The organism is Confluentibacter citreus, assembly GCF_002807055.1.
In the GTDB taxonomy this organism is placed as follows: Bacteria; Bacteroidota; Bacteroidia; order Flavobacteriales; family Flavobacteriaceae; genus Confluentibacter; species Confluentibacter citreus.
The window spans coordinates 57,349-83,541 of sequence record NZ_NIXN01000007.1 but is presented as its reverse complement, the minus strand read 5'-3'; the positions used below and the strand labels follow the sequence as shown (position 1 = coordinate 83,541).

The following is a 26,193-nucleotide window of genomic DNA, read 5'->3' as shown; positions in this document are numbered from 1 at the left end:
TTAACAGGAATGCGGGGAGGAATATATTCGTTTGTAGGGGTATGAATGTGCATAACCCACTGTTTTTACATTAACTAAGGGTTATTTTTTAAAAAAAAACTTAATCATTCAGTTATTTTTGATAATCATAAACTTTTGTGAAGCGCCTTATCCCGGCTCAAATAACCTAAGCTTAGATTAACTAACCGTTTAAGAAGATTTTAATTTAAGGAACCTATCGATTTATCCAAAAATGCCTTATAGGTAGTTGGTGATACATCAAAAACTTTTTTAAATTCTCTACTAAAATGTTTTCTATCATTAAAACCAACCATATAAGCCACTTCTGAAACTGGATAATTAGTGTTCTTAAGTATGTCTGAAGCTTTTTTAAGTCTAATATGCTTTATCAAACTTGCTACCGAATGGTTTGTAAGTGTTTGTACTTTTTTATACAGAACCGTTCTACTCATACCAATTTCCTTAACCAACTCATTGACATCAAACTCCGGATTTTCCATTTTGGTTTCAATTATTTCCATTAATTTACTAATGAATATTTCTTCGGGCGAAGAGAGCTGCTCAAGATCGGAGTCAACAATAAACCTACCGCTATATTTTTGACGAAGAATCTCTTTTGATGACAATAAATTAGCAATATTGAGTTTTAAAACATCTATACTAAAAGGTTTTGAAATATAAGAATCTGCCCCTGTGGAGAGCCCTTCAATTCTATTAACAGTTGATGATTTTGCCGTAAGCAAAATGATAGGTATATGATTGGTACTTTGATTCGTTTTTAGGTATTTACAAAATTCTATACCATCCATTTCAGGCATCATAACATCGCACACCACGAGATCGGGGATATCTTTTTCCATGTGGTTTATTGCTAGCTTTCCATTTTTAAATTTTATGATGTTATAGTCTGGACTTAGAATATCGAAAATAAAAGACAAGACTTCTTCGTTATCATCAATTACGGCAATCGTTTTTTTACTACCGTCCACGTGTTCTATGTCTTCATCTTGTAAGATTTGATTAGAACCAATTTCCTGTTGGACTTTGAAAACAGGAATCTCAATATCATCTGAAACAAAATTGTTCTCCATAATTTGAGATTTTTTAAAATGTTGCATGCCCTTTCTTAATGAAATTATAAAAATTGTTTTAAAATTAGGATCTTTCTCTTCCTGTATAAAAATTTCCCCATGGTGCAATTCTACTATACTTTTGCTAAGTGCCAAACCAATTCCACTTCCTTTATTGTGCATAGTACGGTCGTTCACTTGAAAAAACCTGTTGAAAATCTTTGTTTTATAATCCTCAGGAATACCAATACCATTGTCCTTAACTTTTATGTCTATCCATTCGGAGTCATCATTTCTTTGCTCAACAGCCAATGTTATTCTATCTTTCTTACCTGTGAATTTAAAAGCATTGGAAAGTAAATTATAGATAACTTTTTCCATTTGATTTTTATCAAAATAGACCTGAGCAGTATTTATATTTAAAACAAATTTATAATCCATCTTTTTCTCGGTTGCAATGCCCCTAAAAGATTCGTAGATGTCGAAGCAAAATGCAACAATATCCTGTTGCTCACAGTAAATCTTCAAACTTCCTTTTTCGGCTTTTCTAAAATCTATCAGCTCGTTAACTAGCTTTAACAAACGATCGGAATTAAGCTTAACTGTTTTTAACTTCCTCTCTAGATTTGAGTCTTTTTCAGCGGATTGGATTAACTCTTCAACAGGGCCGCTTATTAGCGTTAAAGGCGTTCTAAACTCGTGTGAAACATTTGTGAAAAATTCTAATTTCATTTGGGACAATTCTTGTTGTCTTTCATTTTCAACATGTTCTAAAAACAAAGCGCGTTTAAATTCAATTCTATTCTTGAAAAACCTCACTACAATAATCATTATAGTTATAGATAAAATAAAATATATAAGATAAGCCCACCATGTTTTCCACCAAGGAGGAAGTATTGTTATTTTTAAGATTTTTATTTTTGGGTTCCAAACACCTTCCTCATTTGACGTTTTTACTTTCAGGTAATATGTTCCCGTATTCAAAGCTGTTAAATTAATACTGTGTTGGTTTCCTATGTCATGCCAATCATCAATTCTTGAAGATGTATCTAATTTATATGAATAAATATTACTTTCTGGTTTTACATAATTTAAGGCACTAAAATCGAGTCCAACATAGCGCTGATCATAATTTAAGGTAATCTCTGAGGTTTCCGTTATGTTGTTTTCTATGGGAGAATCTGCTTCGCCTGCCGCAATTTCCTCATTATTTACAATTAACTTGGTAAAAACTATGTCGTTTTGGTTGGTGTTTTTACTTATTTTATTTGGATTAAAAATTGTTAAACCCTTAGATCCACCAAAAACAAGATTATTATTATCAAGACGCATACTACAATTTGCAGAAAACTCCTTGGAAATTAAGCCATCTTTTGAAGAGTATGAGGTAATCTCAAAATTAGAATCTTTAAACGGCAATAAGAAATCTTTGAATTTAATCTTAAAAAGTTGACCGTTAGAACTAACCCAAAGATTTCCGTTAATGTCTTCTGAAATACTTTTAATAGGTTCATCTGTAAACCCCATTTCTTTATTAATTAAATGAAATTTCTGGGATTTTTCATCAAAATAGTTTAAACCTCCAAAATCTGTTCCTATCCAAAGCCTATTTTTAGAATCTGTAAACAATGCCGTTAGTGCATTATTTGAAAGCGAAAAAGCACCATTACTTTTATAAACTGCTGTAAATTTTTTTATTTTTTTATCAAAAAAATTCAATCCATTTTGTGTAGCAATCCAAAGACCGTCATTTCTATGCTCAATATCCTCAATAAAATTATCACTTATATTATCTAAACTTTTATCATCGGCCGTGTATGTTTCTACAGTTCCGTTCTTGTTGATTTTTTTTAATCCACTACCTAAAGTTCCAACCCATACATCATCATTATCTAAATAGAGCGTTGTTATTTCAATTCTTTCGTTGAGGGGCAATGCGTTATTGTTATTAAGAGATATTTTTTTAAATTCTTTAGTGCTTTTATTAAATTGATAAACGCCATTAATGGTGCCGCATAACAAATTGTCTTTATCTTTACTTATAAGTGATATAATTCTGTTAACAGTATTTTTTTCATCAGCATTATTAATTAAATAGGAGTAACTTTTTTGATTCTTTAAATCTAAATAATTTAAGCCACCGCCATAAGTGCCTGCCCATATAGCATCTTCACCTTCTTTGATTATAGCACTAACCATCGGCACTGTTAAACCAAAATTTGGCTTAATAGTTTCGCTAATGTTAATAAAATTTAAATTAGCTTGATTAAAAAAATTCACTCCACCCCCTGTAGTTCCTAGCCAAATACTACCATCTCTATCTTTTAATATGCTTTTTACCTCATTATCTGAAATACTATAATTATTTAATTGGTTGTGCTTGTAGTTATGGAATTTGTTTTTGTCTTTTTTATAAACACTTAATCCATTATCAGTAGCAAACCAAATAGTGTTGGTATCCATAATTACCATATCATGTATCCAATTAGAAGCTATACTATTACTAGTATTGTTTGTTGAGAAATTTATTATAGTGTTATTTTTTTTTGAAAATAAAAACGCACCCATACTCTCTGTACCAAACCACAAATCACCATTTTTTTCTTCAATAATTTTCCAAATCTTAGCAGATAAAATAATTTTGTTTTCATTAAAAACACGAGGTAATTCAACCAACTCTCCACTTTTAGGGTTTATACACTTTAAACCTTGTGCAGTACCTACTAAGATCCCTAACTCATTATGACTGAATAGAGAAAGCACCCTGCTTCTTGTGAATATTTCATGGTTTGAATTATCGGAAATATTTTCAAGGCTAAATTTTTCTTTATTTAAACGCTTAACACCACCAAAAGTGCCTATTATTAAATTATTGTCTTGGTCCTCAATTATTGATGAGATATAATTCCGTCCCCCTTTGATTGGCAAAATATCTACACCTAAAAATGTATTTTTCTTTTTATCAAAATAATTTATGCCATTGTTTGTCCCTATCCACAAATTTTTATCAACATCTTCATATATCACATTAATATGATTATTACTAATACTGTTTTTTTTATTTATATCTCTTACATATCTTAAAAAACTGTATCCATCATATCTAACTAAACCGTTTTCTGTACCTATCCAAATAAAGCCGTTTTCGGTTTGTTCAATACTTGAAATCATACTTTGAGGAAATCCATTATCATAATTAACATGCTCAAAATGCAGATCAGTATCTTGAGCTATCAAACCTATAGAGAAATGAAAACTTAAAATCAAAAATATCTTGAAAACAAATGAACTCTTCATAAAAGCAGAATGATTTAAATAAAGTAAATATTGAATATCTAATAGTCTTATAATCAATTACAAGTTAAGTATTCTATATAACAAACAATATAAATTTAAAAACAAAATAACTAAGTCTCTATTCGTTCTTAACTAGGGGGCTATTTGTTCTTTTATACTTGGATATTGGAATTTCAACATTAATAAATCAAGGCTTGGCAGTCCTAATACTGTATTAAATTTACCCAAATCGCCTTACCGAAATTTAATGCTATTTGTATGTTATACTCAGAAACTAGTTTAAAAATTGCTTCTTTAAAGCATCGGCTTAATTGAAAATATTAGAAATTATTTAGAGGAGAGAATAAATTATAAGTAGTTCCTATTAAACGAAAATAAAAAAATCCTCAACACCTTATAAATAAAGGATGTTAAGGATTCTGTTGTGACCTCGACTGGATTCAAACCAGTAACCTCTTGAGCCGTAATCAAGTGCGCTATTCAGTTGCGCCACGAGGCCTTTTTTGTGGGTGCAAATATAGTATTTTTATTAATTCTCTACCAAACAATTTATTTCAATTTTATAAAATGATTATCTTTGAGTATGACAAACGAATTGGTACACCAAAAGTTTCATCATATTTTAGATGAAACCCTCATCAAAGAAATTTTGGAAGTAGGCGCTTTTAGGCATTTTTCAAAAGATGACATCATAATAGATGTCGATCAGCCACTAAAATATATACCGTTACTGCTTAGTGGCAGTATTAAAATTCTTAGAGGAGATGACGAAGGCGACGATTTGCTAATTTATTTTTTGGAAGCCGGTGAAACTTGCACCATGTCGCTTGCTTGTTGTATGGGTACTACTAAAAGTAAAATTCGAGCCGTTGCAGAAATAGACTCCTATTTGGTTTTGATTCCCGTAGAATACATGCAAAAATGGTTTCACTCCAATGAAAGTTGGCGCAACTTCATATTAGAAAGCTACCAAACCCGTTTTAATGAAATGCTAGAAACCATTGACACTCTAGCTTTTATGAAAATGGACGAACGTCTTTTAAAATACCTAAAAAACAAAGTGATGCTTCACGATAGTAATACACTTGACACCAAACATCAAGATATCGCAGAAGATTTACATACTTCAAGAGTTGTTATTTCCAGACTTTTAAAACAACTTGAAAATGAACATAAAATTAAAATAAGCCGTAATAAAATAGAAGTATTGGTTTAAATAAACATTGTTAATTACATACGTAACATTTATTACAGAACGAAGTTTAACTTCATTATATATTTACACTAATCTATCAGGTATGAATTTTATTTTAAACCCATGGCCATGGTATGTCTCTGGCCCTTTAATTGCTTTGGTAATGGCTCTTCTTGTTTATTTCGGAAAAACATTTGGTATGTCATCCAACCTTAAAACCATGTGCACCATGTTGGGTGCCAATAAATTTTCAGACTTCTTTAAAGTGGATTGGAAAGAACAATCATGGAACTTGGTGGTTGTGATTGGTGCTATTATTGGCGGTTATATTGCCGTTAATTTTCTATCTAATGGTGTAGTTACTAACCTAAACCCTAAAACCGTTTCGGAACTCAGCGACTTAGGTTTTAACAATGCAGGCACTAATTTAGTCCCTAAAGAATTATATGATTTTGAATCTATAATGTCTGGCAAAGGTCTTCTAATCTTAATTATAGGTGGTCTTTTAGTTGGTTTTGGAACACGCTATGCTGACGGATGTACTTCGGGTCATGCCATTACGGGATTAAGCAGCTTACAAAAACCTTCCTTAATAGCCGTCATAGGCTTTTTTATTGGAGGTTTGATTATGACAAATCTAATATTACCTCTAATATTTTAATTATGAAGCATTTTAAATTTTTATTGGTCGGTATATTTTTCGGAATCGTTTTAGTGAAGTCGGAAGCTGTTTCATGGTACCGTATTTATGAAATGTTCAGGTTTCAATCCTTCCACATGTATGGCATCATCGGCACTGCCGTTCTCTCAGGGATGTTGTTTTTTTTGATTTCTAAAAAAAGATCTGTTAAAAACACTCTAAACGAGACTATTAGTTTCCCTTCAAAAGACAAAGGCTTTATAAGATATATTATTGGGGGTTCTATTTTCGGATTGGGTTGGGCACTCATTGGAGCATGTCCGGGCCCCATGTACATATTATTAGGAACTGGCGTTTATTCTATGCTTATTGTAATAGCATCAGCCTTAGTTGGCACTTTTCTATATGGAGTTATAAAAGATAAATTGCCTCATTAACATGGAAGTAACCGACGTTCTAGGATATATAGGAGCCTTAATTGTAGGCTTGGTTTTAGGACTTGTAGGTGGTGGTGGCTCTATTTTAACGGTGCCATTATTGGTATATTTATTAGGTTTTAGTCCCATTATTGCGACCGCCTATTCCCTTTTTGTGGTGGGTACATCATCACTTGCTGGTGTTATTCAAAAACATCGTAAAAAATTGGTTGACTTTAAAACAGGCATTGCATTTTCATTTCCTTCATTTTTAGCGGTATATTTTTCAAGACGCTACTTAGTTCATTCCATTCCAGAAACGCTTTTTACCATTGGAGATTTTGCCATTACCAAGAATATGGCAATTATGATATTCTTTGCTATTATCATGATTCTTGCTTCATTTTCCATGATAAAAAACACTAAAGAAGACACCCTTATTTATATAAATCAACCCTATTATAAAACGTTTATTCAAGGCTTAATTATTGGCACTATTACGGGAATTATTGGTGCTGGTGGTGGTTTTCTCTATGTTCCCGCTTTAGTACTGTGGGCACATTTACCCATGAAAAAAGCCGTTGGTACATCTTTGGTCATTATTGCCATAAATTCGTTGATAGGCTTTATGGGTGATTTGCATAACCTTTATGTTGATTGGACATTCTTATTGTTTTTTTCTTCTTTAACTATTTTAGGAATTATAATTGGTGGTAGTCTATCAAAATTTGTTTCCAATAACATTCTTAAAAGAGCATTTGGTTATTTCACCTTTTTAATGGCTATTTATATTATATACAAAGAACTATAGCTATTAATGTGACATAAGTTACAAACCAACTCTAATCTATTTCGTATTTTTAATAAAATATTTTTTATTTAAAAGGAAGCATATGAGAATAGAACAAATTTACACAGGATGTTTAGCACAAGGTGCCTATTATATAGAATCTAATGGTGAAGTCGCTATTATTGACCCTCTTAGGGAAACGCAACCATATGTTGATAAAGCCGCCAATGAAAAAGCAAAAATTAAATATATATTCGAAACCCACTTTCATGCCGATTTTGTTTCTGGTCATGTTGATTTAGCAAAAAAAACAGGTGCTAAAATCATATTTGGTCCCACAGCAAAAACCGATTATGAAGCCTATATTGCAAAAGACAATGAAATATTCCAATTAGGAAACATAACTATAAAAGTACTTCATACACCTGGGCATACTTTAGAATCTGTTACCTATTTATTAATTGACGAAAACGGAAAAGACCATGCTATTTTTTCTGGAGACACCTTATTTTTAGGTGATGTTGGAAGACCTGATTTAGCTATTAAATCCGACCTTACAAAAGAAGATTTAGCTGCCATGCTTTATGATTCTTTAAGAAATAAGATCATGCCGTTAGCTGATGATGTTATTGTTTACCCAGCACATGGTGCAGGATCGGCATGTGGTAAAAATTTAAGTAAGGATACGGTTGGACTACTTGGGGAGCAAAAGAAAACCAATTATGCGCTACGAGCTGATATGACTAAAGAAGCGTTTATAAAAGAAGTTTTGGATGGTATTCCACCACCACCACAATACTTTGCTAAAAATGCCATGATGAATAAAACAGGTTATGATACCTTTGAAACCGTTCTTGAAAAAGGAAATATCGCCTTATCTGCTGAGGATTTTGAAACTGTTGCAAACCACGAAAATGCATTGGTTTTAGATGTTAGAACCGAACAGGAATTTGCCAAAGGACATATTCCAAATTCCATTTTTATTGGCTTAAATGGTGCTTTTGCACCTTGGGTTGGGGCATTAATAACCGACTTGAAACAGCCTATTTTATTGGTGACTCCCATTGGCAAAGAAAAAGAAACAGTTACAAGATTATCCCGTGTGGGCTACGATAATACCTTAGGCTATTTAGAAGGTGGTTTTAATACTTGGGTGGCATCAAGTAAGGATATAGAATCATTGGAATCCATTTCTGCAGAAATTTTTTCAAAACGATTTAAAGAAGAAGATTTGAATGTGCTTGATGTTAGAAAAGATGGTGAATATCACTCCACACATCTGAAAGGAAAAAATGTTAAACATTTCGCATTGGATTATATTAACGAAAATATGAATGCCATAAGCAAGGACAAAACCTATTATGTGCATTGTGCGGGCGGTTATCGTTCCGCGATAGCTGCTTCGATATTAAAAGCAAGAGGTTTTAATAATTTAATTGACATATCTGGTGGTATTGAAACGCTTAAAAATACAGATGTTCCATTATCGGATTACGTATGTCCAACAACACTTTAATTCTAACTAAATTTTATTTATTATGAAAAAAAATATGGGTGATTTAGACAGAGGCATTAGGATTATAATAGCGATCGCTATTGCTGTATTATATTTTACAGATACCATTGAAGGTACTTTAGCCTATATTTTAATGGCATTTTCTGTTGTTTTTGTGCTAACTAGTTTTATTAGTTTTTGTCCGCTTTACCTAGCATTAGGCATGAATACATGTAAAGTGAAAAAATAAAACCAACTTTAAAAATACAAGATTTGAAATGTAGTGGTTGTGCTACAGGTAGAATCAAATAAACACGTTTTTAAATAATTTCAGCACTTAAACCCGCTTCCAACAACATAGAACAACGTGGCTTTAAGTCGTCGTACAATCCTGTTTTTACGGTACATTGCCCTTTATAATGTACAATGATAGAGCATTGTTCCGCTTGTTCCATGGAATGATCACAAGCATAAATAAGTGTTTCTATAACATGATCAAACGTATTTACATCATCATTATAGAGAACAATTTCATTTTGCGTGCTTACTGCTTCTTCAACTAATAATTCTGAGGCTTTTTCTTTTGTACTCATAGCTCTTATTTGTGTGTAAGAATTTTTGAAAGGAAAACGATTTAGTTTACTAATTTAAAAATTTTAGCGAAACCCAATTGTTTCTTTCTAATTTTTCTTCAAACTTTAACTTATATTTTTCACATTCTGCTTGGATTGTAGGAATATCATCGTTATAAAAACCGCTTAAAAACAAGATGCCATTTTTATTTAATGATGATACATAAGCTCCCATATCGTTTAATAAAATATTCCGATTGATGTTCGCAATAATCACATCATAATTTTTACCCTTTAATACAGAAGCATCACCTTCTATAACCGTGATGTGTTTACGATTGTTCCTTTCAACATTTTCTAAACTGTTTAAATAACACCAATTATCATAATCAACCGCATCTATGGGTTTTGCTCCTTTCATCTCCGCTAGAATAGCCAAGACACCCGTCCCGCACCCCATATCTAAAACCGATTTGTTTTGTAAATCTGTTTTTAAAATATGCTGAATCATCATGTGCGTTGTTTCATGATGGCCCGTGCCAAAACTCATTTTGGGTTCTATAATAATATCATATTTTGTTTTGGGCTTTTCGTGAAACGGTGCTCGAACAGAACACTCACCATCAACGATGATGGGATTGAAATTCTTCTCCCATTCCGCATTCCAATTAACTTGCTCGATTTCATTAAAGCTATAGCTAATTTCAAATTCAGGAGATTTTAATATTTGAATATCCTCTAAAATGGCATCGTTCCATTCGTCTTTTTGAATGTAAGCCGAAACGCCTTCGTCGGTTTCTACAAAGCTTTCAAAACCTGCGTATCCTAGTTCTGCAATTAAAATTTCAACCCCTGGTTCAAGTGGTTTCACTTTGAACTCGTAACCTATATAAATGGTATTTGACATTTTATAATTAATTTCTACTTGGGTAGAAATAACATGATTTTTTAAAACGCATTAACAATAGCAAAAAAGTCGTCTGCACTCAATGCCGCACCACCAATTAAACCGCCATCAACATCTGGTTTGGAAAATATCTCTTGAGCGTTATTTGGCTTTACACTGCCTCCATAAAGAATAGAAATTCCTTCAGCCACATCAGAACCATATTTGTTTGATAACGTTTTTCTAATGAACGCATGCATGTCTTGAGCTTGCTCTGGACTTGCTGTTTCGCCCGTACCGATAGCCCAAACTGGTTCGTAAGCCAAAATAATATTAAAGAATGATGACGCTTGTAAATGAAATAGGGCATTTTTTATTTGGCTTTCTACAACTTTTTCATGATTGCCAGACTTTCTATCTGCCAAAACTTCACCAAAACAAAAAATTACTTTCATACCACTCTCTAAAGCCGCATCAACCTTCTTTGCCAATAACTCATCCGTTTCATTAAAATATTCACGACGCTCACTATGTCCTAAGATAACAGTTTCCACACCAATGCTTTTAAGCATACTAGCACTTATTTCTCCTGTATAAGCGCCATTTTTAGCAAAATGCATGTTTTGTGCAATTACTTCAATATTAGTGCCTTTTAAAGATTGATAAGCATGCCACAAATTGGTGAACGTTGGCGCTACCATAATAGATGCATCAGATATTTTTGTGTATTTCTTTAAGTTGGATATTAACGCTTCTGTTTGCGCTAAATCATTATTCATTTTCCAGTTTCCTGCTACGATTTGTTTTCTCATTACCATCTTAACCTTCCCAAAGGAAGGGATTTTATTATAGTTACTAATTAAAATGTTTTCAATGCAAAAATAGTTATTTTAATGCTTCAATCAGCTTATTATCGTCAGCTTCTATAGCTTTAAATACTTTAATGGTTCCATCCGGATTAATGATCATGTAACGTGGAATCCAATCAAGTTCAACAAACGTTCCGAAGGGGCCTTTCCATCCCGACTGCATAAAATAATGCGCTCCTTGTACGTTATATTTTTCAATACCTTTTTTCCAAGATTCTTGGCTTCTATCTAATGATAAAAAGAGATACACCACATCTTTAAAATCATCTTGCAACACCTTCACCTTCGGCATGCCTTTTATACAATCACTGCACCATGACGCCCAAACATCTATGACAATGGTTTTGCCTTCATGAGCTTGTAAAATATCTTTGAATGGAATGGAATCGCCTTCTAGTGTTATAAACGTATCGTTTAAGGCTTCATCTGAAAATTTGGTTGGAATATCAGTTTTACAACTGAAAAAACTAACTACTAAAATTAATATGTATATTATCTTTTTCATTATTATGAAATTTTTGTTGAAACAGGTTAGTCGAGCTTTACTTTAGGATCTAACCAAACATAGATGATGTCTACTAAAATATTGATAATTATAAATAACAAAGCAATGATTAAAACCGCCCCCATAATGACTGGTAAATCCAATGTATTCAACGCATTAACAATTTCCTTGCCTAGCCCGTTCCAACCAAAAATATATTCCACAAAAACAGCACCAGCCAACATGGATGCAAACCAACCTGAAATAGCCGTAACTACGGGGTTTAATGCGTTTTTTACCGCATGCTTCCTGATAATTTGATACTCACTTAAGCCTTTTGCCCTTGCTGTGCGAATGTAATCTTGATTAAAAACTTCCAATAAGGAATTACGCATGAGCTGTATCACTACAGCTAAAGGACGAATACCCAAAACCACGGCAGGGAGTATTAAATTTTTCCATTTAATATGTATGGCTTCTCCAAAATCATCCATCTCATATAAACTACCAGTCATTTCTAAATGTGTATATCTGTGCAATACATAACCAAAAAACCATGCAAATAAAATAGCACTAAAAAACGATGGAATGCTCATTCCAAAGGTGCTTAAAATTTGTATGGTTTTGTCGAGCCAAGTGTCTTTATAAAGTGCTGAAACTATTCCTAAAAACACGCCTAAAAGCATGGCGATGATGATGGCCGTTACAGCCAAAACAAAGGTGTTTGGCAAGGTTTCGGCCAAAACTTCGCTCACTTTTTTTCCTTGTTTTGTGAAGGATTCCCGTAAATATGGAAACTTTAAAACCGTTGTTGTATTTCCAATAGAAAACAATTTAATGGCAGTGTATTTGTTTGGAGTTAAATGTGTATAATCTTCAGGGGTTTTTGAATGAAAGGAAATAAGTGACAAATCGTTTAAATAATACAAATATTGGGTACTGATTGGCTTATCAAATCCATACTTTTTCTTGATGGTTAACAGTTGTTCGCTGTCTTCATTTTGACCTAACATCATTTGAGCTGGATCGCCAGGAAGCACATTAAATAAAAAGAAAATAACTGTTACCACCCCAAACAATGTGAGCAGTGCGTAAAAAGTTTTATTTAGTAGATAACGTATCAGTGTTAAAAACGTTTAATCGTTTAAATGTTAAGTTGTTTACCCTAGATTTTGGATTATTAATTACAGTTCCAAATCATCCATATCATTATAATGTAATTTTTGAATGACGGTGCCTTTATTCAGTTTTAATATCCCTGGATTGGCTCTTACAACCGTCTTAAGTGCTTTTTCATCACACAAATAAAAATCGAAATCTAAGTGATAGGATTCTTTAATATTTCTTTTAGCATCAGCCCCAGATGCTGTCAAACCAATAACTGTATAACCTTTTTTAATGGCTTCATCAGTCACTTTTTTTAATGCATTTAAAGAGCTTCTATCTATGTGTTCTAGACTGTAGGAAACAACCATGATGAGCTTGTCTTCACTTAAAAAATAGTCCGTTAAGTCTTCATCATCACTTTCAATTGAGAAATCCAATATGGGTGGCTGGTAACCTTCATCTATAATTTTACTCTCTACACTGACATAATCACCTTTAACATCTGGATAAGAGCCATTGGTTGTAATGATTTCTTCTTTACCATCAATGTTAAACTTCCAATAAAATTCCTGAATGGGCTTTGCGGCATTTTCAGGAACACTCATACCATCCTTAATGTTGTTCCCTACTTTATAAGCCCTAAAATCTATTAAAGGTAAATGCATCAATACATGATATGCGAACCACAAACTCAAAATAAAACCTAACAAAGCTAAAATCGTTGTTACCAATTTTCCAAACAAGGGTTTTATGTGCTTCATACCAAAAAACAGAATGAGTATGAAAACCAATAAAATGACATCTTTAATAAAGCTCTCGACAGGTTTTAACTTTAAAAAATCTCCAAAACACCCACAATCCTTAACCTTATCAAAATACCAAGCGTAGAAGGTTAAAAATGTAAAAAACACAATCATAATCAACAAACTCCAAACCGTAAATTTTGGCTTATAGCCTATCAACAGAAAAACACCTAAAACCACTTCAAAAACAACAACAAAAACAGCAATCAATAATGCGTATGGTTGTAAAAAGGGAATATTTAAAACATCTGTCGAAAAAAATTCCTCAAGTTTGTAAGAAAACCCCAGCGGGTCGTTCAATTTTATAAATCCTGAAAAAATAAATAAGGCTCCTACTAAGAATCTTGAAATGTGAATAATGATTTTCATAATGTGGTTGTCCTGTGTGGGCAGGAATCTATTTAATTAGTATGTATGTTCAAATGGATTAATGCAAAAACCGCATAATTTATCATATCCTGATAGTTGGCATCGATGCCTTCACTTACCAAAGTTTTGCCGGCATTATCTTCTATTTGCTTGACCCGTAATAGTTTTTGCAAAATTAAATCCGTCAAACTACTCACTCGCATATCGCGCCAAGCTTCACCATAATCATGGTTTTTATCTTCCATTAGTTTTTTGGTGATGGCTACTTTTTCAGAATATAATTTTATGGCTTCGTCAGCTGATAAATCGGGTTGTTCCACAACGCCTTTTTCCAATTGTATTAATGCCATAATACAATAATTGATGATGCCTATAAATTCACTAACTTCACCTTCATCTACCTTTCTAACAGCATTTTGCTGCAAACTTCGTATGCGTTGGGCTTTTATAAAAATTTGGTCGGTTAAGGATGGCAATCTTAAAATTCGCCAAGCACTACCGTAATCACTCATTTTTTTTATGAATAAATTTTTACAGATTTGTATAACTGCATCGTATTGTTTTGAAGTTTCCTGCATTTAAATAAATTGATTTTTTTGTAAATTTCGCTTAAATAGTTTAAAGTTCAAAGTTTCTACAATTTAAAGTTCAAAGTTTCAAGTTCCATTTTTACCCACTTCAATTTTTTGAATAATTAGTTTAACTTTGAACTTTAAACCTTGAACTCAGAATCGCATAAATGACCATAAATTGTAAAGGGCAACTTATCGACTTAATACCACCGAAAGTGATGGGTATTTTAAACATCACGCCAGATTCTTTTTATGATGGTGGAAAGCATAAAAATGATAAGGACATATTAGTTCATGTTGAAAAAATGCTCAATGATGGTGCTATGTTTATTGATGTTGGTGCTTACAGTTCCAGACCTAATGCCGAGCATATTACAGAAGATGAAGAATTAAAACGCATATTGCCCATCGTCAGTTTAATTTTGAATAAATTTCCTAAAACCTTGCTGTCCATTGATACTTTTAGAAGCCAAATTGCAAAACAATGTATTGAAGCTGGCGCGGCTTTGATTAATGATATTTCTGCCGGAAAATTGGATGAGAACATGTTACAAACCGTTGCCGATTTAAAAGTGCCCTACATCATGATGCACATGAAAGGCACGCCACAAAACATGTTGATGCAAACAGATTATAATAATGTCATTAAAGATGTTTTGTTTTATTTTTCGGAACGGTTGGCTGCCGCCAAACACTTGGGAATTATAGATATCATAGTAGATCCCGGTTTTGGTTTTGCTAAAACACGCGAACAGAGTTTCGAATTATTGAATCATTTGGAATTATTTAAAATGCTGGAAAAACCTATGCTTGTTGGAGTTTCAAGAAAATCCATGATTTACAAAACCTTACAAACAACACCGGAAAATACCTTAAATGGTACCACTGTTTTAAATACCATTGCTTTACAAAAAGGCGCTTCCATTTTACGGGTTCATGATGTTAAAGAGGCTATGGAATGTATTAAATTAGTGGAGTCGTTGAGTTGTTGATGTGTTTAACTGTTGAATCGTTTAATCTTGTAACTATCTAAATTTCTAACCATCTAACTTGTCTAACCGTCTAACTTTCCAAACATCTAACTATCTAACTCTTCTCTATGAAAAACACATACCCACTTATTTTTTTATTGTTTATTATTTCCTGCGGAAAGGATAAAGCGGTTCAGCTTCCTGAAATTAATCATTCAACCATTTCTGAAATACAGGATATCTCTGCTGCATATTTATTTTATGACGAATCGAATCCTGACAATATTGAACTCAATAGAAAAAACTTAATAAGCTCTACCAATTGGTTGGTAAATGTGGATAAGCGCTTAACCTTAAAGCAAGTATTCCCACAAGTAAAATTTCTTCAGAATAAAAAGCAAAACTCGGAGCACAAAAGAGAAAACGCCAAAAATTATTTCACCTGTAATGATACAAGCAAAAAAACCTTAGGATTTATTGAATTTACAGATCTGGTTTACCATGAAGAATCTTCTGAAACGTATATGACAAAAATTACAGAATTTAAAAATAAGCAAAACATAAAACCGATTAGCTTTAATTTGGATGGCGAGATTTCGATTATCAATCCGAATTCCGAACCTTTTATAATCATGACCAACAAAAACGAGTTGCTAGATCATTTAAAAAAATTGGACACCACGCAAACTACTATATATTTAAATTTTAATGAGCAGTTGTCATTTCAAGAGTATATCACCTATAAATCCATACTGTTAAAATCTGATTTTAAACATCTCAAAATATCAAATCAAGAGTTTCTCCATAATTAACCATATTTTATTAAATTTACCAAAACCCATATACCTTGGAAATCTTTAAAGACCTTTTAAAATTTACGGTTATAGACATCATAGATGTTTTTTTGGTAGCACTTCTACTCTATTACATCTACAAGTTAATAAAAGGCACTGTTGCCATTAATATTTTTATTGGTATCATTATTATTTATTTGATTTTTAGACTTACAGATTTTTTAAATATGGCATTGCTTACCAGCATTCTTGGGGGGTTTATGAAGGTTGGTATTATTGCGCTTATTGTGGTCTTTCAGCCCGAAATTAGAAAATTCCTGCTTATGGTTGGCTCTACCAATTTTAGTAAAAAAGGAAAGTTTTTAGCCCAATTTAAATTTTTACAAACCGAAACCGGTGATGAAACCAATGTAGATACCATTATTTCTGCTTGCAATAAAATGTCAATGTCCAAAACGGGTGCTTTAATTGTTTTTGAACGCAATAATAATTTAGATTTCCTAACCGCAACAGGTGACGAAATGAATATTAAAGTCACGCAACCCATTATAGAAAGTATCTTCTTCAAAAACAGCCCGTTGCACGATGGGGCCATAATAATCAGTAATAATATAGTCAAAGCAACCCGTGTTATTCTTCCAGTTAATAACGATAAAGTAATTCCTAGACGTTTTGGATTACGCCACAGAGCCGCTATTGGAGTTACCGAAAAAACAGATGCCGTGGCATTGGCTGTCAGTGAAGAAACAGGACATATTTCTTATTTTAAGGATGGCGAATTCGTGTTGTTTAAAGACAATGCGGAGCTTACTGAAATTATTAAAAATGATTTGGCTTAATGAACTGTAAAAATTGTGATCATCTATTAACTGATACAAGCCAATATTGTAATTCTTGTGGCGCTCAGGTTGTTAAAAAAAGATTAACTTTAAAAAATTTATTTCAGCAATTTACAGAAACCTATTTAAACTACGATAACAAGTTCTTTAGAACCATTGCTAATTTATTTGTAAAACCTGATGAAGTCATTGATAGTTATGTGAATGGCGTTAGAAAAAAGTATATAAATCCTGTTAATTTTTTAGCCATCTCCTTTACACTTTCTGGCTTTTATTTATTCTTTTTTCAAGACAACCTGAAAGAGGGCATGGATTTTTCGGGGTTTTCTAATTATCAAGGGCAAGAAAAACTTAATGAGGCTTTATCTAATTTTATTTTCGATTACAGTTCATTTATATATTTTTCTATAATTCCTGCTTTTGCAATCATTTCTTGGATAGTGTTCCTAAACAAAAAATACAACTTTACAGAACATGTTGTAATTTATTTATACACCATGTCATTATCTTCCATAGTGTCCATATTTTTAACAGTATTTATCATTTTGATTGCCCCAAAAAGTTACATGACTTTTAGTTTAGGGATTTATTTCCTATTGTTTATTTATCACATTTTTCTTTTAAAACGCTTATTCAAATTAAACGGAAAACAAATGCTAATGAAAACACTGGCGTTTTTGCCTTTAGGCTTTATTATTTACGTTGTGCTCTCTATAATAATGACTATTTTGATAATTATTACAGAAAACCTATCCCTTCAGGATTTGGTTCCCGCAAAATAAAAACTAAATCACTTCTTCCTTTAAAAATTGAACTTCATATAAGTTTTTGTAGTATCCATTTTCTTTTTTAAGCAACTCATTGTGTGTGCCTTGCTCCACAATTTCACCCGCATCCATCACTATAATTTTATCAGCTTTTTTAATAGTTGCCAATCTGTGCGCTATAACAATGGATGTTCTTCCTGTTGTTATTTTATCGGTGGCATTTTGAATAAGCTGTTCTGAATAAGAATCTACGGAAGAAGTTGCTTCATCCAAAACCAAAATACTCGGATTGGATACATAAGCTCTTAAAAATGAGATTAATTGACGTTGACCAGAAGATAACATCGCACCACGTTCTTTAACATTATAATGATAACCATCGGGCAAACTCATAATAAAATCGTGTATGCCGATATCTTTAGCAGCTTGCTGAACTTCGGCTTCGGTTATGTTTGGTTTATTAAGGGTAATATTGCTTAAAATGGTATCTGCAAATAAAAAGACATCTTGTAAAACCACTGAAATCTGATTTCTTAAGGATAATAAAGTCACATCTTTTATATCAATACCATCAACAGTAATAACACCTTTATCTATTTCATAAAAGCGGCTCAATAAATTAATAATGGTCGATTTTCCTGCGCCTGTAGCTCCAACAATGGCAACGGTTTGTCCGGCTTCAACTTCTAAAGACACACCTTTTAAAACCGTTTCGTCTTCAACATAGCTAAAGTAGATATCTTTAAAAACAATATCGCCTTTAAAATGCGTGATATTTTTAGTGCCTTTATCATCAATTTGCGAATTGGTATCCAAAATATTAAATACTCTATTGGCAGCGACCATACCCATTTGAAGTGCATTAAAGTTATCTGCAATCCTGCTCAATGGTCTGAAAAGTTTAGGAATGTACATGATAAAAGCAAAAATAAGACCTTGCGTTGCCCCATCGTTTATGACCATGGCCAAACCGGCATACCAAACTACCAAACCAATGGCGAGTGACGATGCCAAATCTGCTACCGGAAAAAATATGGAGTTGTACCAAATGGTTTTTAACCATGCTTTTTTATGACGCTCATTGATCTCTCTAAACTTTTTACTTTCAATATCTTCCCTAACAAAAAGCTGGAGTATTTTCATGCCCGTTAATCGTTCTTGAACGAAGGAATTGAGGTTGGACACTTCATTACGCACATCTTCAAAAGCAATTTTCATGTATTTTTGAAATATACGGGTGGCGTACATCAACAAAGGCAATATTATAAACACAATAAGACTTAGTTTCCAACTTTTGTAAATCATAAAACCTGATACCACTATCATGGTAAGCAATTCCCTGAAAATAGTAAATAATCCTTGTCCAAAAATATCTGCAATACGTTCCATATCCGTTACAGAACGTGTAATGAGTACCCCTACTGAAGAATTATCGTAATACTTCATTTTAAAGTTAAGTAGGTGATTAAACAATTTCACCCGAACATCCTTCACCACATTTTGTCCCAACCAACTCGAATAATAAATAAATATAAGCTGAAATGCAAACTCCAGGATTAAGAGAACAATCATTAAAATAATATAAAATGAAAACCCTTCGAGTTCGTTTTTGGCTAAATTTTCATCGACAGCTATTTGCAAGATATGAGGCGTTAATGCAGCTAATATTGCAATAATAAGCACAGACACCAAAACGCCTACAAAAATCGTGGTATAAGGCTTTATATATTTAAGCAGCCGCGAAAATAAATTAACATCAAACTTGTTTTCCTTTTTATCGCTCATCTAAAGTTTTAAGTTATTTGGATATGCAACCTCTATTAAATACAACGCATGAGCAGGTACGGAAAACCCAGCTTCACTCCTATTCTTAGATATTATTATGGTATGCAAATCCTCCATATTCAATTTACCTATTCCAATATTTATCATCGTTCCAACAATCGCCCTCACCATATTTCGTAAAAACCTATCGGCCTTTATGACGAAATGAAGTTCGTCCTCTTTAAAAAACCACTCAGCTTCCATAATATCACAATCAAAGGTTTTAACATCTGTTTTACTTTTTGAAAAACATTGAAAATCTTTATACTGAAATAAGATTTTTGAAGCTTCATTCATGGTATCAACATCCAAATCTTGTTTCACGTAAAACGTGTTATCAAATGTAAACACATTTTTTTGGAATGTGATTCTATATAAATACGTTCTGCTTAACGCATCAAAACGCGCATGAGCATTGTCTCTTACTTTAAAAATGGTATGTACAGCAATATCCTTCGGCAAAAAAGAATTAAGTTTAAAAACCAAATCGTCTTCCCTAAAAGCTATTTCGGTATCAAAATGAGCGAACATTTGTGATGAGTGCACACCTGTATCCGTTCTGCCGGCTCCAACAATAGCTATAGTGTCACTTAATAACTTAGACAAACTATCTTCTATAACTTCTTGCACAGAAATAGATTTTGGCTGATTTTGCCAACCATGATATGCCTTGCCGTTATAAGAAAGTTCAATAAAATACCTCACCTATTTTTTTAATACTTTTGTTAAAACGACAAAGATAGACAGATTTGTTATTCCTACGAAGTTAGCTTTCTTAATTAAATATTAAAAGATATTCGCTACAGCGAACTTAATTTATGATAAAAATATTATTACTTTCTGATACCCATAGCTATATAGATGATGACATATTAAAATATGTAAAACAAGCAGATGAAGTGTGGCATGCTGGAGATATTGGTGATTTAAAAGTAACGGATGCCATTAAAAAATTAAAGCCCCTGAAAGGTGTATTCGGCAATATTGATGACAACAAAATACGCATGGAATTTCCAGAAAACAATCGCTTTATGTGTGAAAATGTGGATGTTTGGATAACCCATATTGGAGGTTATCCAAATACTTATGATATGAGAATACGTGATGAAATTAGGTTGCGCCCACCCAAACTGTTTATTTGTGGACACTCACACATATTAAAAGTGATGCCCGATAAAAAATTAAATTTGCTTCACATGAATCCTGGCGCTGTTGGCAAACATGGATTTCATAAAACACGTACCATGTTACGCTTTACGATTGATGGCAGTAAAATTGATAATTTAGAAGTCATAGAATTTGAAAAACGGCATTAATACTCCATTCAGGATGCTTTTAGTTTGGGACAAAAAAAAAGCCCAAGATCTTCACCTTGGGCTAACGCACTAATACTACTAAGATGTTAGGTTTATCGCAATCGATCTACAGATTTTACGAGATCTTCATCCTTTTTGATGGCTTTATTGGCCAGAGCCAAAAAAACGATAGAAACAATAGGAAGGAACATCCCAATACCTTTCTCGGAAGCTTCTGCCTCTCCAGATACCGTTAGAGATTGATACACAAAAAATCCTAGTAAAAAAAAGTTTAATATGATGGCAAGTCGGCCCAATACAAATTGAAGCTTCCTGTTCTTAAACATAAATATAGCTATTAATGATAATATAGCAGAACCAAAAAACAAACATGAAATCAATATACTACTTGTTGCAAATACCTCTACACCATCATTTAATTTCCAAATAGGGAAAATAAATATTAATCCACCAGAAATAATGAAAGCTATTAATAAATAGATAGTCTGAATTCGCTGTAACATATCATTAAAAAAACTTGGAAGCAAAAATAACAGTTTCTTTATAAAATTAGTGCTAAAAATTAAAAATAAGTTGTATAATTGCAGTAACAATTCACAACAATCACAGTAGTAAGTTGTTAATTCTTCAGATTAAAAAATCATTTTTTCAGAATAATTCAAAATTTTTTCAAAATAAAATATTCAATTCAACATCAATGTTTGAAATTTCACAGTTAAACGATAAAAAACTCTCTGATTTACAAGAGATTGCGCAGAAATTGGACATACCAAAATACCGCACATTAAAAAAACAAGATTTAGTTTACCAAATATTAGACAAACAAGCAGCTGACCCAAAAGTTGTAACCGAAGTAGCAGAACCTACATTGCCTAGTAAAGAAATATCTAATAAAGAAGAAAAAAAACCTAGAGCGCGTGTTCAAAAACCTATTAAAAACACACCCCAACCTAAGAAAGACGAAAAACCTTTAGTAGAGACTATTACAACTGAATCTGCAAACGAGCCCGTGGCTGCTATTGTTCCGAAGAAAGAAGAACAAATAACAAAAAATGTTCCGAATCCAAGACCAAAAGAGGCCCAAAAACCGCATCAAAAAAGAGATAATAACCCTCAGCATAAAAATAAAAACCAAAACCCAAATCAAAATCCAAACCAAAACCCAAATCAAAAGAACGGTAATGTTGATACTGGCAATAAAGATGGCAGAAATCGCTATCGTGAACCGGATTTTGAATTTGATGCCATCATAGAAAGTGAAGGTGTATTGGATATTATGGTGGATGGTTATGGCTTTTTAAGATCATCGGATTATAATTACTTATCATCACCAGACGATATTTATGTGTCGCAATCTCAAATACGTTTGTTTGGCTTAAAAACCGGCGATACCGTTCTAGGTCATGTAAGACCTCCAAAAGAAGGTGAAAAATATTTTCCTCTAATAAAAGTGAGCAAAATTAATGGTCAAAATCCAAATGTGGTCAGAGACCGCGTATCCTTTGAGCATTTAACGCCATTGTTCCCTAAAGAAAAATTCAAATTAGCAGAAAAACAAAGTACCATCTCTACAAGAATCATGGATTTATTTTCTCCTATTGGAAAAGGACAACGTGGTATGATTGTATCACAGCCCAAAACAGGAAAAACCATGTTGCTTAAAGATGTGGCGAATGCTATTGCTGCCAATCATCCTGAAGTTTACCAAATGATATTGCTTATTGATGAACGCCCTGAAGAGGTCACCGATATGCAACGTAATGTCCGTGGAGAAGTTATTGCATCAACGTTTGATAAGGAAGCACACGAGCACGTAAAAATTGCTAATATTGTTTTAGAAAAAGCAAAACGTTTGGTGGAATGTGGACATGATGTGGTGATTCTTTTAGATTCCATTACACGTTTAGCAAGAGCTTACAATACGGTACAACCAGCATCGGGTAAAATATTAAGTGGTGGTGTAGATGCTAATGCGTTGCACAAACCAAAACGTTTTTTTGGGGCTGCCAGAAATATTGAAAATGGCGGTTCTTTAACCATTATTGCAACGGCTTTAACAGAAACAGGCTCTAAAATGGACGAAGTCATTTTCGAGGAATTTAAAGGAACTGGAAATATGGAGCTTCAGCTGGACAGAAAAATATCCAACCGTAGAATTTTCCCTGCTATCGACTTAACATCATCAAGTACACGTAGAGACGATTTGTTATTAGACGAAAACACCATTCAACGTATGTGGGTGATGCGAAAATATTTAGCAGACATGAACCCTGTTGAAGCTATGGAGTTCATTAACGAACGCTTTAAACAAACTAGAAATAACGAAGAATTTTTAATATCCATGAACGGATAAAAGCATTTTAACAAACTTTTAAAAATGCTTTTGGAATCACAATTTCAAAAGCATTTTTTTTTTAGAATTCAATTTATAGCTATATTTAAATAGGTAAAGTTTTACATGTAACGTATGCCCAACTCAAAGAAAAAAATATTACTTATTGAAGATGACACAAAAGTATGTGCTTTTATAAATAAAGGACTTACTGAAAAAGGGTTTGAAGTAACGATTGCTTTGAATGGTGAACATGGACTTGATTGGGCACTTGGCAATAAATTTAATCTCATTATTATTGACATCATGTTACCCGATATTAATGGCATTGAAATTTGTAAAAGAATAAGAAACAACAATCAACAAGTTCCTATCTTGTTTTTAACAGCACTGGGAAGTGTTGAAAATATAGCACATGGATTGGATATGGGTGCCGATGATTATTTAGTAAAACCATTCAAGTTTATTGAATTAACGGCAAGAATAAACAGTTTAATAAGACGCTCTGAAGATTACGAATTCAATGCTGAAGAAGAGCTCTACACATATTCTGATATTGAAGTAAACGACTCAAAAAAAATAGCCAAAAGAAATGGCGTTGAACTATCCCTAACATTAACAGAATATAATCTTTTACTTCTATTTTTAAATAATAAAGAACGGGTTATCTCCCGTAACACTATTTTGGACCATGTTTGGGGAATAAACTTTAATCTTGGAACAAATGTAGTAGATGTTTATATAAATTATTTAAGGAAAAAATTAGAACGCCCAAATTCAGTTAGGCTAATACAAACTATTATTGGTATGGGCTATGTACTAAAAGAACCAGATGAAAACGCAAACTAAAATAATTTTATTCTTATCGTCCATCTTTTTACTATTCACGCTTATATTTAGTGGCTTTATCTATTATTCTATTGCCAATTTCTCTTATGATGATTTTTTCAAGAGACTTGAAATTAGGGCAATAACTTCAGCAACCATACTATTAGAAAGTGGAAACGATACCAGAACTATTAAAGAAATTAGGCAAGACTATCTGGAAGAATTACCTAATGAAAAAATAACTATTATAGATTTAGCCAGTAAGACTTCAGAATCAGACTTAAAAAAACTAGAATTACCTAATGATTTCATACAAAAGGGAAAAGAAGAAAAACGGGCATTTTATAAAAAAGACAATACATTTTACTCTTTAGTCTATTACACATCTTCCGAAAACAAAGACTACCTGGTTTTTGCTTCTGCCGAAAATTATTATAGTACACACCACATGGCTTATTTAGAGAATTCACTTATAACTGCCATCATATTTTCGGTTGTAATTATTTTTCTAATATCATACTTTTTCTCTCGCGTGGTGGTAAAACCCTTAAGGAGCATTATTAAAAAAATGAATACCATTAGCACAAAAAATCTGAATTTACGATTGGATATTCCTAAAAAAAATGCAGAGCTACGATTACTTTCGCTTACCTTTAATAATATGCTAAACAGGCTGGAAGCCTCCTTTGAAACACAAAATAATTTTATAAGCAATGCCTCTCACGAGCTCAATACACCTTTAACCAATATTATAGGAGAAGCAGAAGTTACCCTTACCAAAGAGAGAAGCACAGAAGATTATGAAGCAGCACTGACCAATATACTTGAAGAAGCTGAGAAACTCAGTAAAAAAACCCAAGCGCTTCTATATTTGGCACAAACAGGTTTTAATGGGAAAGTGCAAAAAAACAAGCTATTAAGAGTAGACCAAGTACTCATGGATGCTGTACAAACTGTTGAAAAAATTTACAGCAATACGAAAGTTCATATAGACTTTAGCCTGCTACCGGAAACATCCGACAAGCTTAAAATCATGGGAAATTCCCAATTATTGGAGCTTGCAATTTCAAATTTACTTATTAATGCCTGCAAATATTCAGATAAAAAAGACGTATATGTTGCTTTAGCAGTTTCAGATACAAATGCCATCATCATTATTAAAGACCATGGTATAGGAATCCCCAAAAAAGATATGCCTTATATTTACGATCCTTTTTTTAGAGCTTCTAACGTGGGAGTTCATGAAGGATACGGTATTGGTTTGCCTCTTACCAGAAACCTCATAAAAATGCATGATGGCGAATTAATTGTATCTTCTGAAGAAAACGTTGAAACTATGGTTGAAATAAAACTGCCCCTTTTTAAATTTTCTTAACATATTTTCTAATCTCATTTTAATCTCATTTTAAACCCCTTTTAAACCCATCCCTCTAGATTTGCTTCAAACAAAATCGTAAAAAGCAATATCTATGAAAACAATTCTTATCCCAACTGATTTTACCGCAGACTCATTATCTATTTTAAAAAATGCTTTAAATAGCGAACAAGACGAAAAAGTAAATATTATTCTTGGATATGGAAAAAGACTATCATGGTCTATATCCGATCTTCTTTTCTACTCTACTAAAAGTGTCCTAAAAGAATTGGAAGACAACGAATTCACAGAGGCTAAAGAAATTATCATGAACAAATACAGTTCTAAAATCAACTCTCTAAGGGTTGAACTTTTTCATGGCTTTAACCAAAACGCATTCAACGCCTTTATAGAAGGTAATCAAATCAATTATTCCGTAATTCCTGAATCTGATGATGTTATGGATTATAAATATAAGCAAGGCTTTGATATAGTCCCTTTTATAAAAAAATCTTCTTTGTATACTGAAACCGTTAGCTACGCAAAGGAATATGCTACATCTACACAAGGAAGCAGCCTATTCAAACTTTTAACCTCATAAGA

At 32.7% G+C, this 26,193-nt stretch carries 26 protein-coding genes and 1 tRNA gene; 15 read left to right on the top strand and 12 right to left on the bottom strand.

Going from position 1 to position 26,193, the window contains the following annotated elements; all coding sequences use genetic code 11:
- Positions 1 to 200: 200 nt before the first annotated feature.
- Together CDH49_RS13185 and CDH49_RS13180 are read right to left on the bottom strand one after the other, a co-directional pair.
- The gene (locus CDH49_RS13185; RefSeq protein ID WP_100616006.1) at positions 201 to 4,367 is read right to left on the bottom strand and encodes a hybrid sensor histidine kinase/response regulator transcription factor; all 4,167 of its coding nucleotides are present in this window, start codon (positions 4,365 to 4,367) and stop codon (positions 201 to 203) included.
- Positions 4,368 to 4,792: 425 nt separating this feature from the next.
- Positions 4,793 to 4,866: transfer RNA gene (locus CDH49_RS13180), tRNA-Arg, on the bottom strand.
- An 84-nt stretch (positions 4,867 to 4,950) separates the two neighbouring features.
- On the opposite strand from CDH49_RS13180, the gene CDH49_RS13175 reads away from it, so the two are divergent.
- From CDH49_RS13175 to CDH49_RS13150, 6 genes are all read left to right on the top strand, one after another.
- On the top strand, positions 4,951 to 5,583 hold the full coding sequence (locus CDH49_RS13175; RefSeq protein ID WP_100616005.1) for a Crp/Fnr family transcriptional regulator: 633 nt from the start codon (positions 4,951 to 4,953) through the stop codon (positions 5,581 to 5,583).
- Positions 5,584 to 5,665: 82 nt separating this feature from the next.
- Entirely contained in the window at positions 5,666 to 6,223 is a 558-nt protein-coding gene (locus CDH49_RS13170) for a YeeE/YedE family protein (RefSeq protein ID WP_100616004.1), read from the top strand.
- Positions 6,224 to 6,225: 2 nt separating this feature from the next.
- Positions 6,226 to 6,639: a DUF6691 family protein gene (locus CDH49_RS13165; protein ID WP_100616003.1), complete on the top strand. Its 414-nt coding sequence runs from the start codon at positions 6,226 to 6,228 to the stop codon at positions 6,637 to 6,639.
- Position 6,640: 1 nt separating this feature from the next.
- Positions 6,641 to 7,429: a sulfite exporter TauE/SafE family protein gene (locus CDH49_RS13160; RefSeq protein ID WP_100616002.1), complete on the top strand. Its 789-nt coding sequence runs from the start codon at positions 6,641 to 6,643 to the stop codon at positions 7,427 to 7,429.
- An 82-nt stretch (positions 7,430 to 7,511) separates the two neighbouring features.
- A complete protein-coding gene (locus CDH49_RS13155) occupies positions 7,512 to 8,924 on the top strand; it encodes an MBL fold metallo-hydrolase (protein ID WP_100616001.1) in 1,413 nt (470 codons plus the stop codon).
- Positions 8,925 to 8,946: 22 nt separating this feature from the next.
- Positions 8,947 to 9,153, top strand: coding sequence for a YgaP family membrane protein (locus CDH49_RS13150; protein ID WP_100616000.1), 207 nt, complete (start codon positions 8,947 to 8,949; stop codon positions 9,151 to 9,153).
- A gap of 70 nt (positions 9,154 to 9,223) precedes the next feature.
- Here CDH49_RS13150 and CDH49_RS13145 read toward each other — a convergent pair whose 3' ends face one another.
- The 7 genes from CDH49_RS13145 to CDH49_RS13115 form a co-directional block, all read right to left on the bottom strand.
- Entirely contained in the window at positions 9,224 to 9,496 is a 273-nt protein-coding gene (locus tag CDH49_RS13145; RefSeq protein WP_100615999.1) for an ATP-dependent Clp protease adaptor ClpS, read from the bottom strand.
- Between the two features lie 49 nt (positions 9,497 to 9,545).
- Positions 9,546 to 10,382, bottom strand: coding sequence for a 50S ribosomal protein L11 methyltransferase (gene prmA, locus CDH49_RS13140; protein ID WP_100615998.1), 837 nt, complete (start codon positions 10,380 to 10,382; stop codon positions 9,546 to 9,548).
- A gap of 41 nt (positions 10,383 to 10,423) precedes the next feature.
- Positions 10,424 to 11,173, bottom strand: a complete 750-nt coding sequence (tpiA, locus tag CDH49_RS13135) for a triose-phosphate isomerase (protein WP_100615997.1) — start codon at positions 11,171 to 11,173, stop codon at positions 10,424 to 10,426.
- A 73-nt stretch (positions 11,174 to 11,246) separates the two neighbouring features.
- A complete protein-coding gene (locus CDH49_RS13130) occupies positions 11,247 to 11,735 on the bottom strand; it encodes a TlpA family protein disulfide reductase (RefSeq protein WP_100615996.1) in 489 nt (162 codons plus the stop codon).
- A gap of 26 nt (positions 11,736 to 11,761) precedes the next feature.
- On the bottom strand, positions 11,762 to 12,838 hold the full coding sequence (locus CDH49_RS13125) for an ABC transporter permease (RefSeq protein ID WP_100615995.1): 1,077 nt from the start codon (positions 12,836 to 12,838) through the stop codon (positions 11,762 to 11,764).
- 60 nt (positions 12,839 to 12,898) lie between these two features.
- The gene (locus CDH49_RS13120; protein WP_100615994.1) at positions 12,899 to 13,993 is read right to left on the bottom strand and encodes a BT_3928 family protein; all 1,095 of its coding nucleotides are present in this window, start codon (positions 13,991 to 13,993) and stop codon (positions 12,899 to 12,901) included.
- 32 nt (positions 13,994 to 14,025) lie between these two features.
- Entirely contained in the window at positions 14,026 to 14,571 is a 546-nt protein-coding gene (locus tag CDH49_RS13115; RefSeq protein ID WP_100615993.1) for a DUF1599 domain-containing protein, read from the bottom strand.
- Positions 14,572 to 14,732: 161 nt separating this feature from the next.
- Here CDH49_RS13115 and folP point away from each other — a divergent pair, with 161 nt between their 5' ends.
- The 4 genes from folP to CDH49_RS13095 all read left to right on the top strand — a co-directional run bounded on the left by folP (position 14,733) and on the right by CDH49_RS13095 (position 17,951).
- Positions 14,733 to 15,557, top strand: a complete 825-nt coding sequence (gene folP, locus CDH49_RS13110) for a dihydropteroate synthase (RefSeq protein WP_100615992.1) — start codon at positions 14,733 to 14,735, stop codon at positions 15,555 to 15,557.
- A 107-nt stretch (positions 15,558 to 15,664) separates the two neighbouring features.
- Positions 15,665 to 16,348 carry a hypothetical protein gene (locus tag CDH49_RS13105; protein WP_100615991.1) on the top strand — a complete coding sequence of 228 codons (684 nt, stop codon included), beginning with the start codon at positions 15,665 to 15,667 and terminating at the stop codon, positions 16,346 to 16,348.
- Positions 16,349 to 16,383: 35 nt separating this feature from the next.
- On the top strand, positions 16,384 to 17,169 hold the full coding sequence (locus CDH49_RS13100; RefSeq protein ID WP_100615990.1) for a diadenylate cyclase: 786 nt from the start codon (positions 16,384 to 16,386) through the stop codon (positions 17,167 to 17,169).
- Positions 17,169 to 17,951, top strand: a complete 783-nt coding sequence (locus CDH49_RS13095) for a DUF3667 domain-containing protein (protein ID WP_100615989.1) — start codon at positions 17,169 to 17,171, stop codon at positions 17,949 to 17,951. The genes CDH49_RS13100 and CDH49_RS13095 overlap by 1 nt, the downstream gene beginning before the upstream one ends.
- A 3-nt stretch (positions 17,952 to 17,954) precedes the next feature.
- Here CDH49_RS13095 and CDH49_RS13090 read toward each other — a convergent pair whose 3' ends face one another.
- Together CDH49_RS13090 and truA are read right to left on the bottom strand one after the other, a co-directional pair.
- Entirely contained in the window at positions 17,955 to 19,721 is a 1,767-nt protein-coding gene (locus tag CDH49_RS13090; protein WP_100615988.1) for an ABC transporter ATP-binding protein, read from the bottom strand.
- The gene (truA, locus tag CDH49_RS13085; protein ID WP_100615987.1) at positions 19,722 to 20,465 is read right to left on the bottom strand and encodes a tRNA pseudouridine(38-40) synthase TruA; all 744 of its coding nucleotides are present in this window, start codon (positions 20,463 to 20,465) and stop codon (positions 19,722 to 19,724) included. It lies immediately after the preceding gene.
- Between the two features lie 113 nt (positions 20,466 to 20,578).
- Here truA and CDH49_RS13080 point away from each other — a divergent pair, with 113 nt between their 5' ends.
- On the top strand, positions 20,579 to 21,076 hold the full coding sequence (locus CDH49_RS13080; protein ID WP_100615986.1) for a metallophosphoesterase family protein: 498 nt from the start codon (positions 20,579 to 20,581) through the stop codon (positions 21,074 to 21,076).
- Positions 21,077 to 21,168: 92 nt separating this feature from the next.
- Here CDH49_RS13080 and CDH49_RS13075 read toward each other — a convergent pair whose 3' ends face one another.
- Entirely contained in the window at positions 21,169 to 21,579 is a 411-nt protein-coding gene (locus CDH49_RS13075) for a DUF4293 domain-containing protein (protein WP_100615985.1), read from the bottom strand.
- Between the two features lie 194 nt (positions 21,580 to 21,773).
- Between CDH49_RS13075 and rho the strand changes: the two genes are divergently transcribed.
- The 4 genes from rho to CDH49_RS13055 all read left to right on the top strand — a co-directional run bounded on the left by rho (position 21,774) and on the right by CDH49_RS13055 (position 26,191).
- Positions 21,774 to 23,429 (top strand): transcription termination factor Rho, encoded by a 1,656-nt coding sequence (gene rho, locus CDH49_RS13070; RefSeq protein WP_100615984.1) that lies wholly within the window; start codon positions 21,774 to 21,776, stop codon positions 23,427 to 23,429.
- Between the two features lie 114 nt (positions 23,430 to 23,543).
- A complete protein-coding gene (locus CDH49_RS13065) occupies positions 23,544 to 24,257 on the top strand; it encodes a response regulator transcription factor (protein ID WP_100615983.1) in 714 nt (237 codons plus the stop codon).
- A complete protein-coding gene (locus CDH49_RS13060) occupies positions 24,241 to 25,611 on the top strand; it encodes a sensor histidine kinase (protein WP_100615982.1) in 1,371 nt (456 codons plus the stop codon). The genes CDH49_RS13065 and CDH49_RS13060 overlap by 17 nt, the downstream gene beginning before the upstream one ends.
- 94 nt (positions 25,612 to 25,705) lie before the next feature.
- Positions 25,706 to 26,191: a hypothetical protein gene (locus CDH49_RS13055; protein ID WP_100615981.1), complete on the top strand. Its 486-nt coding sequence runs from the start codon at positions 25,706 to 25,708 to the stop codon at positions 26,189 to 26,191.
- Positions 26,192 to 26,193 lie beyond the last annotated feature (2 nt).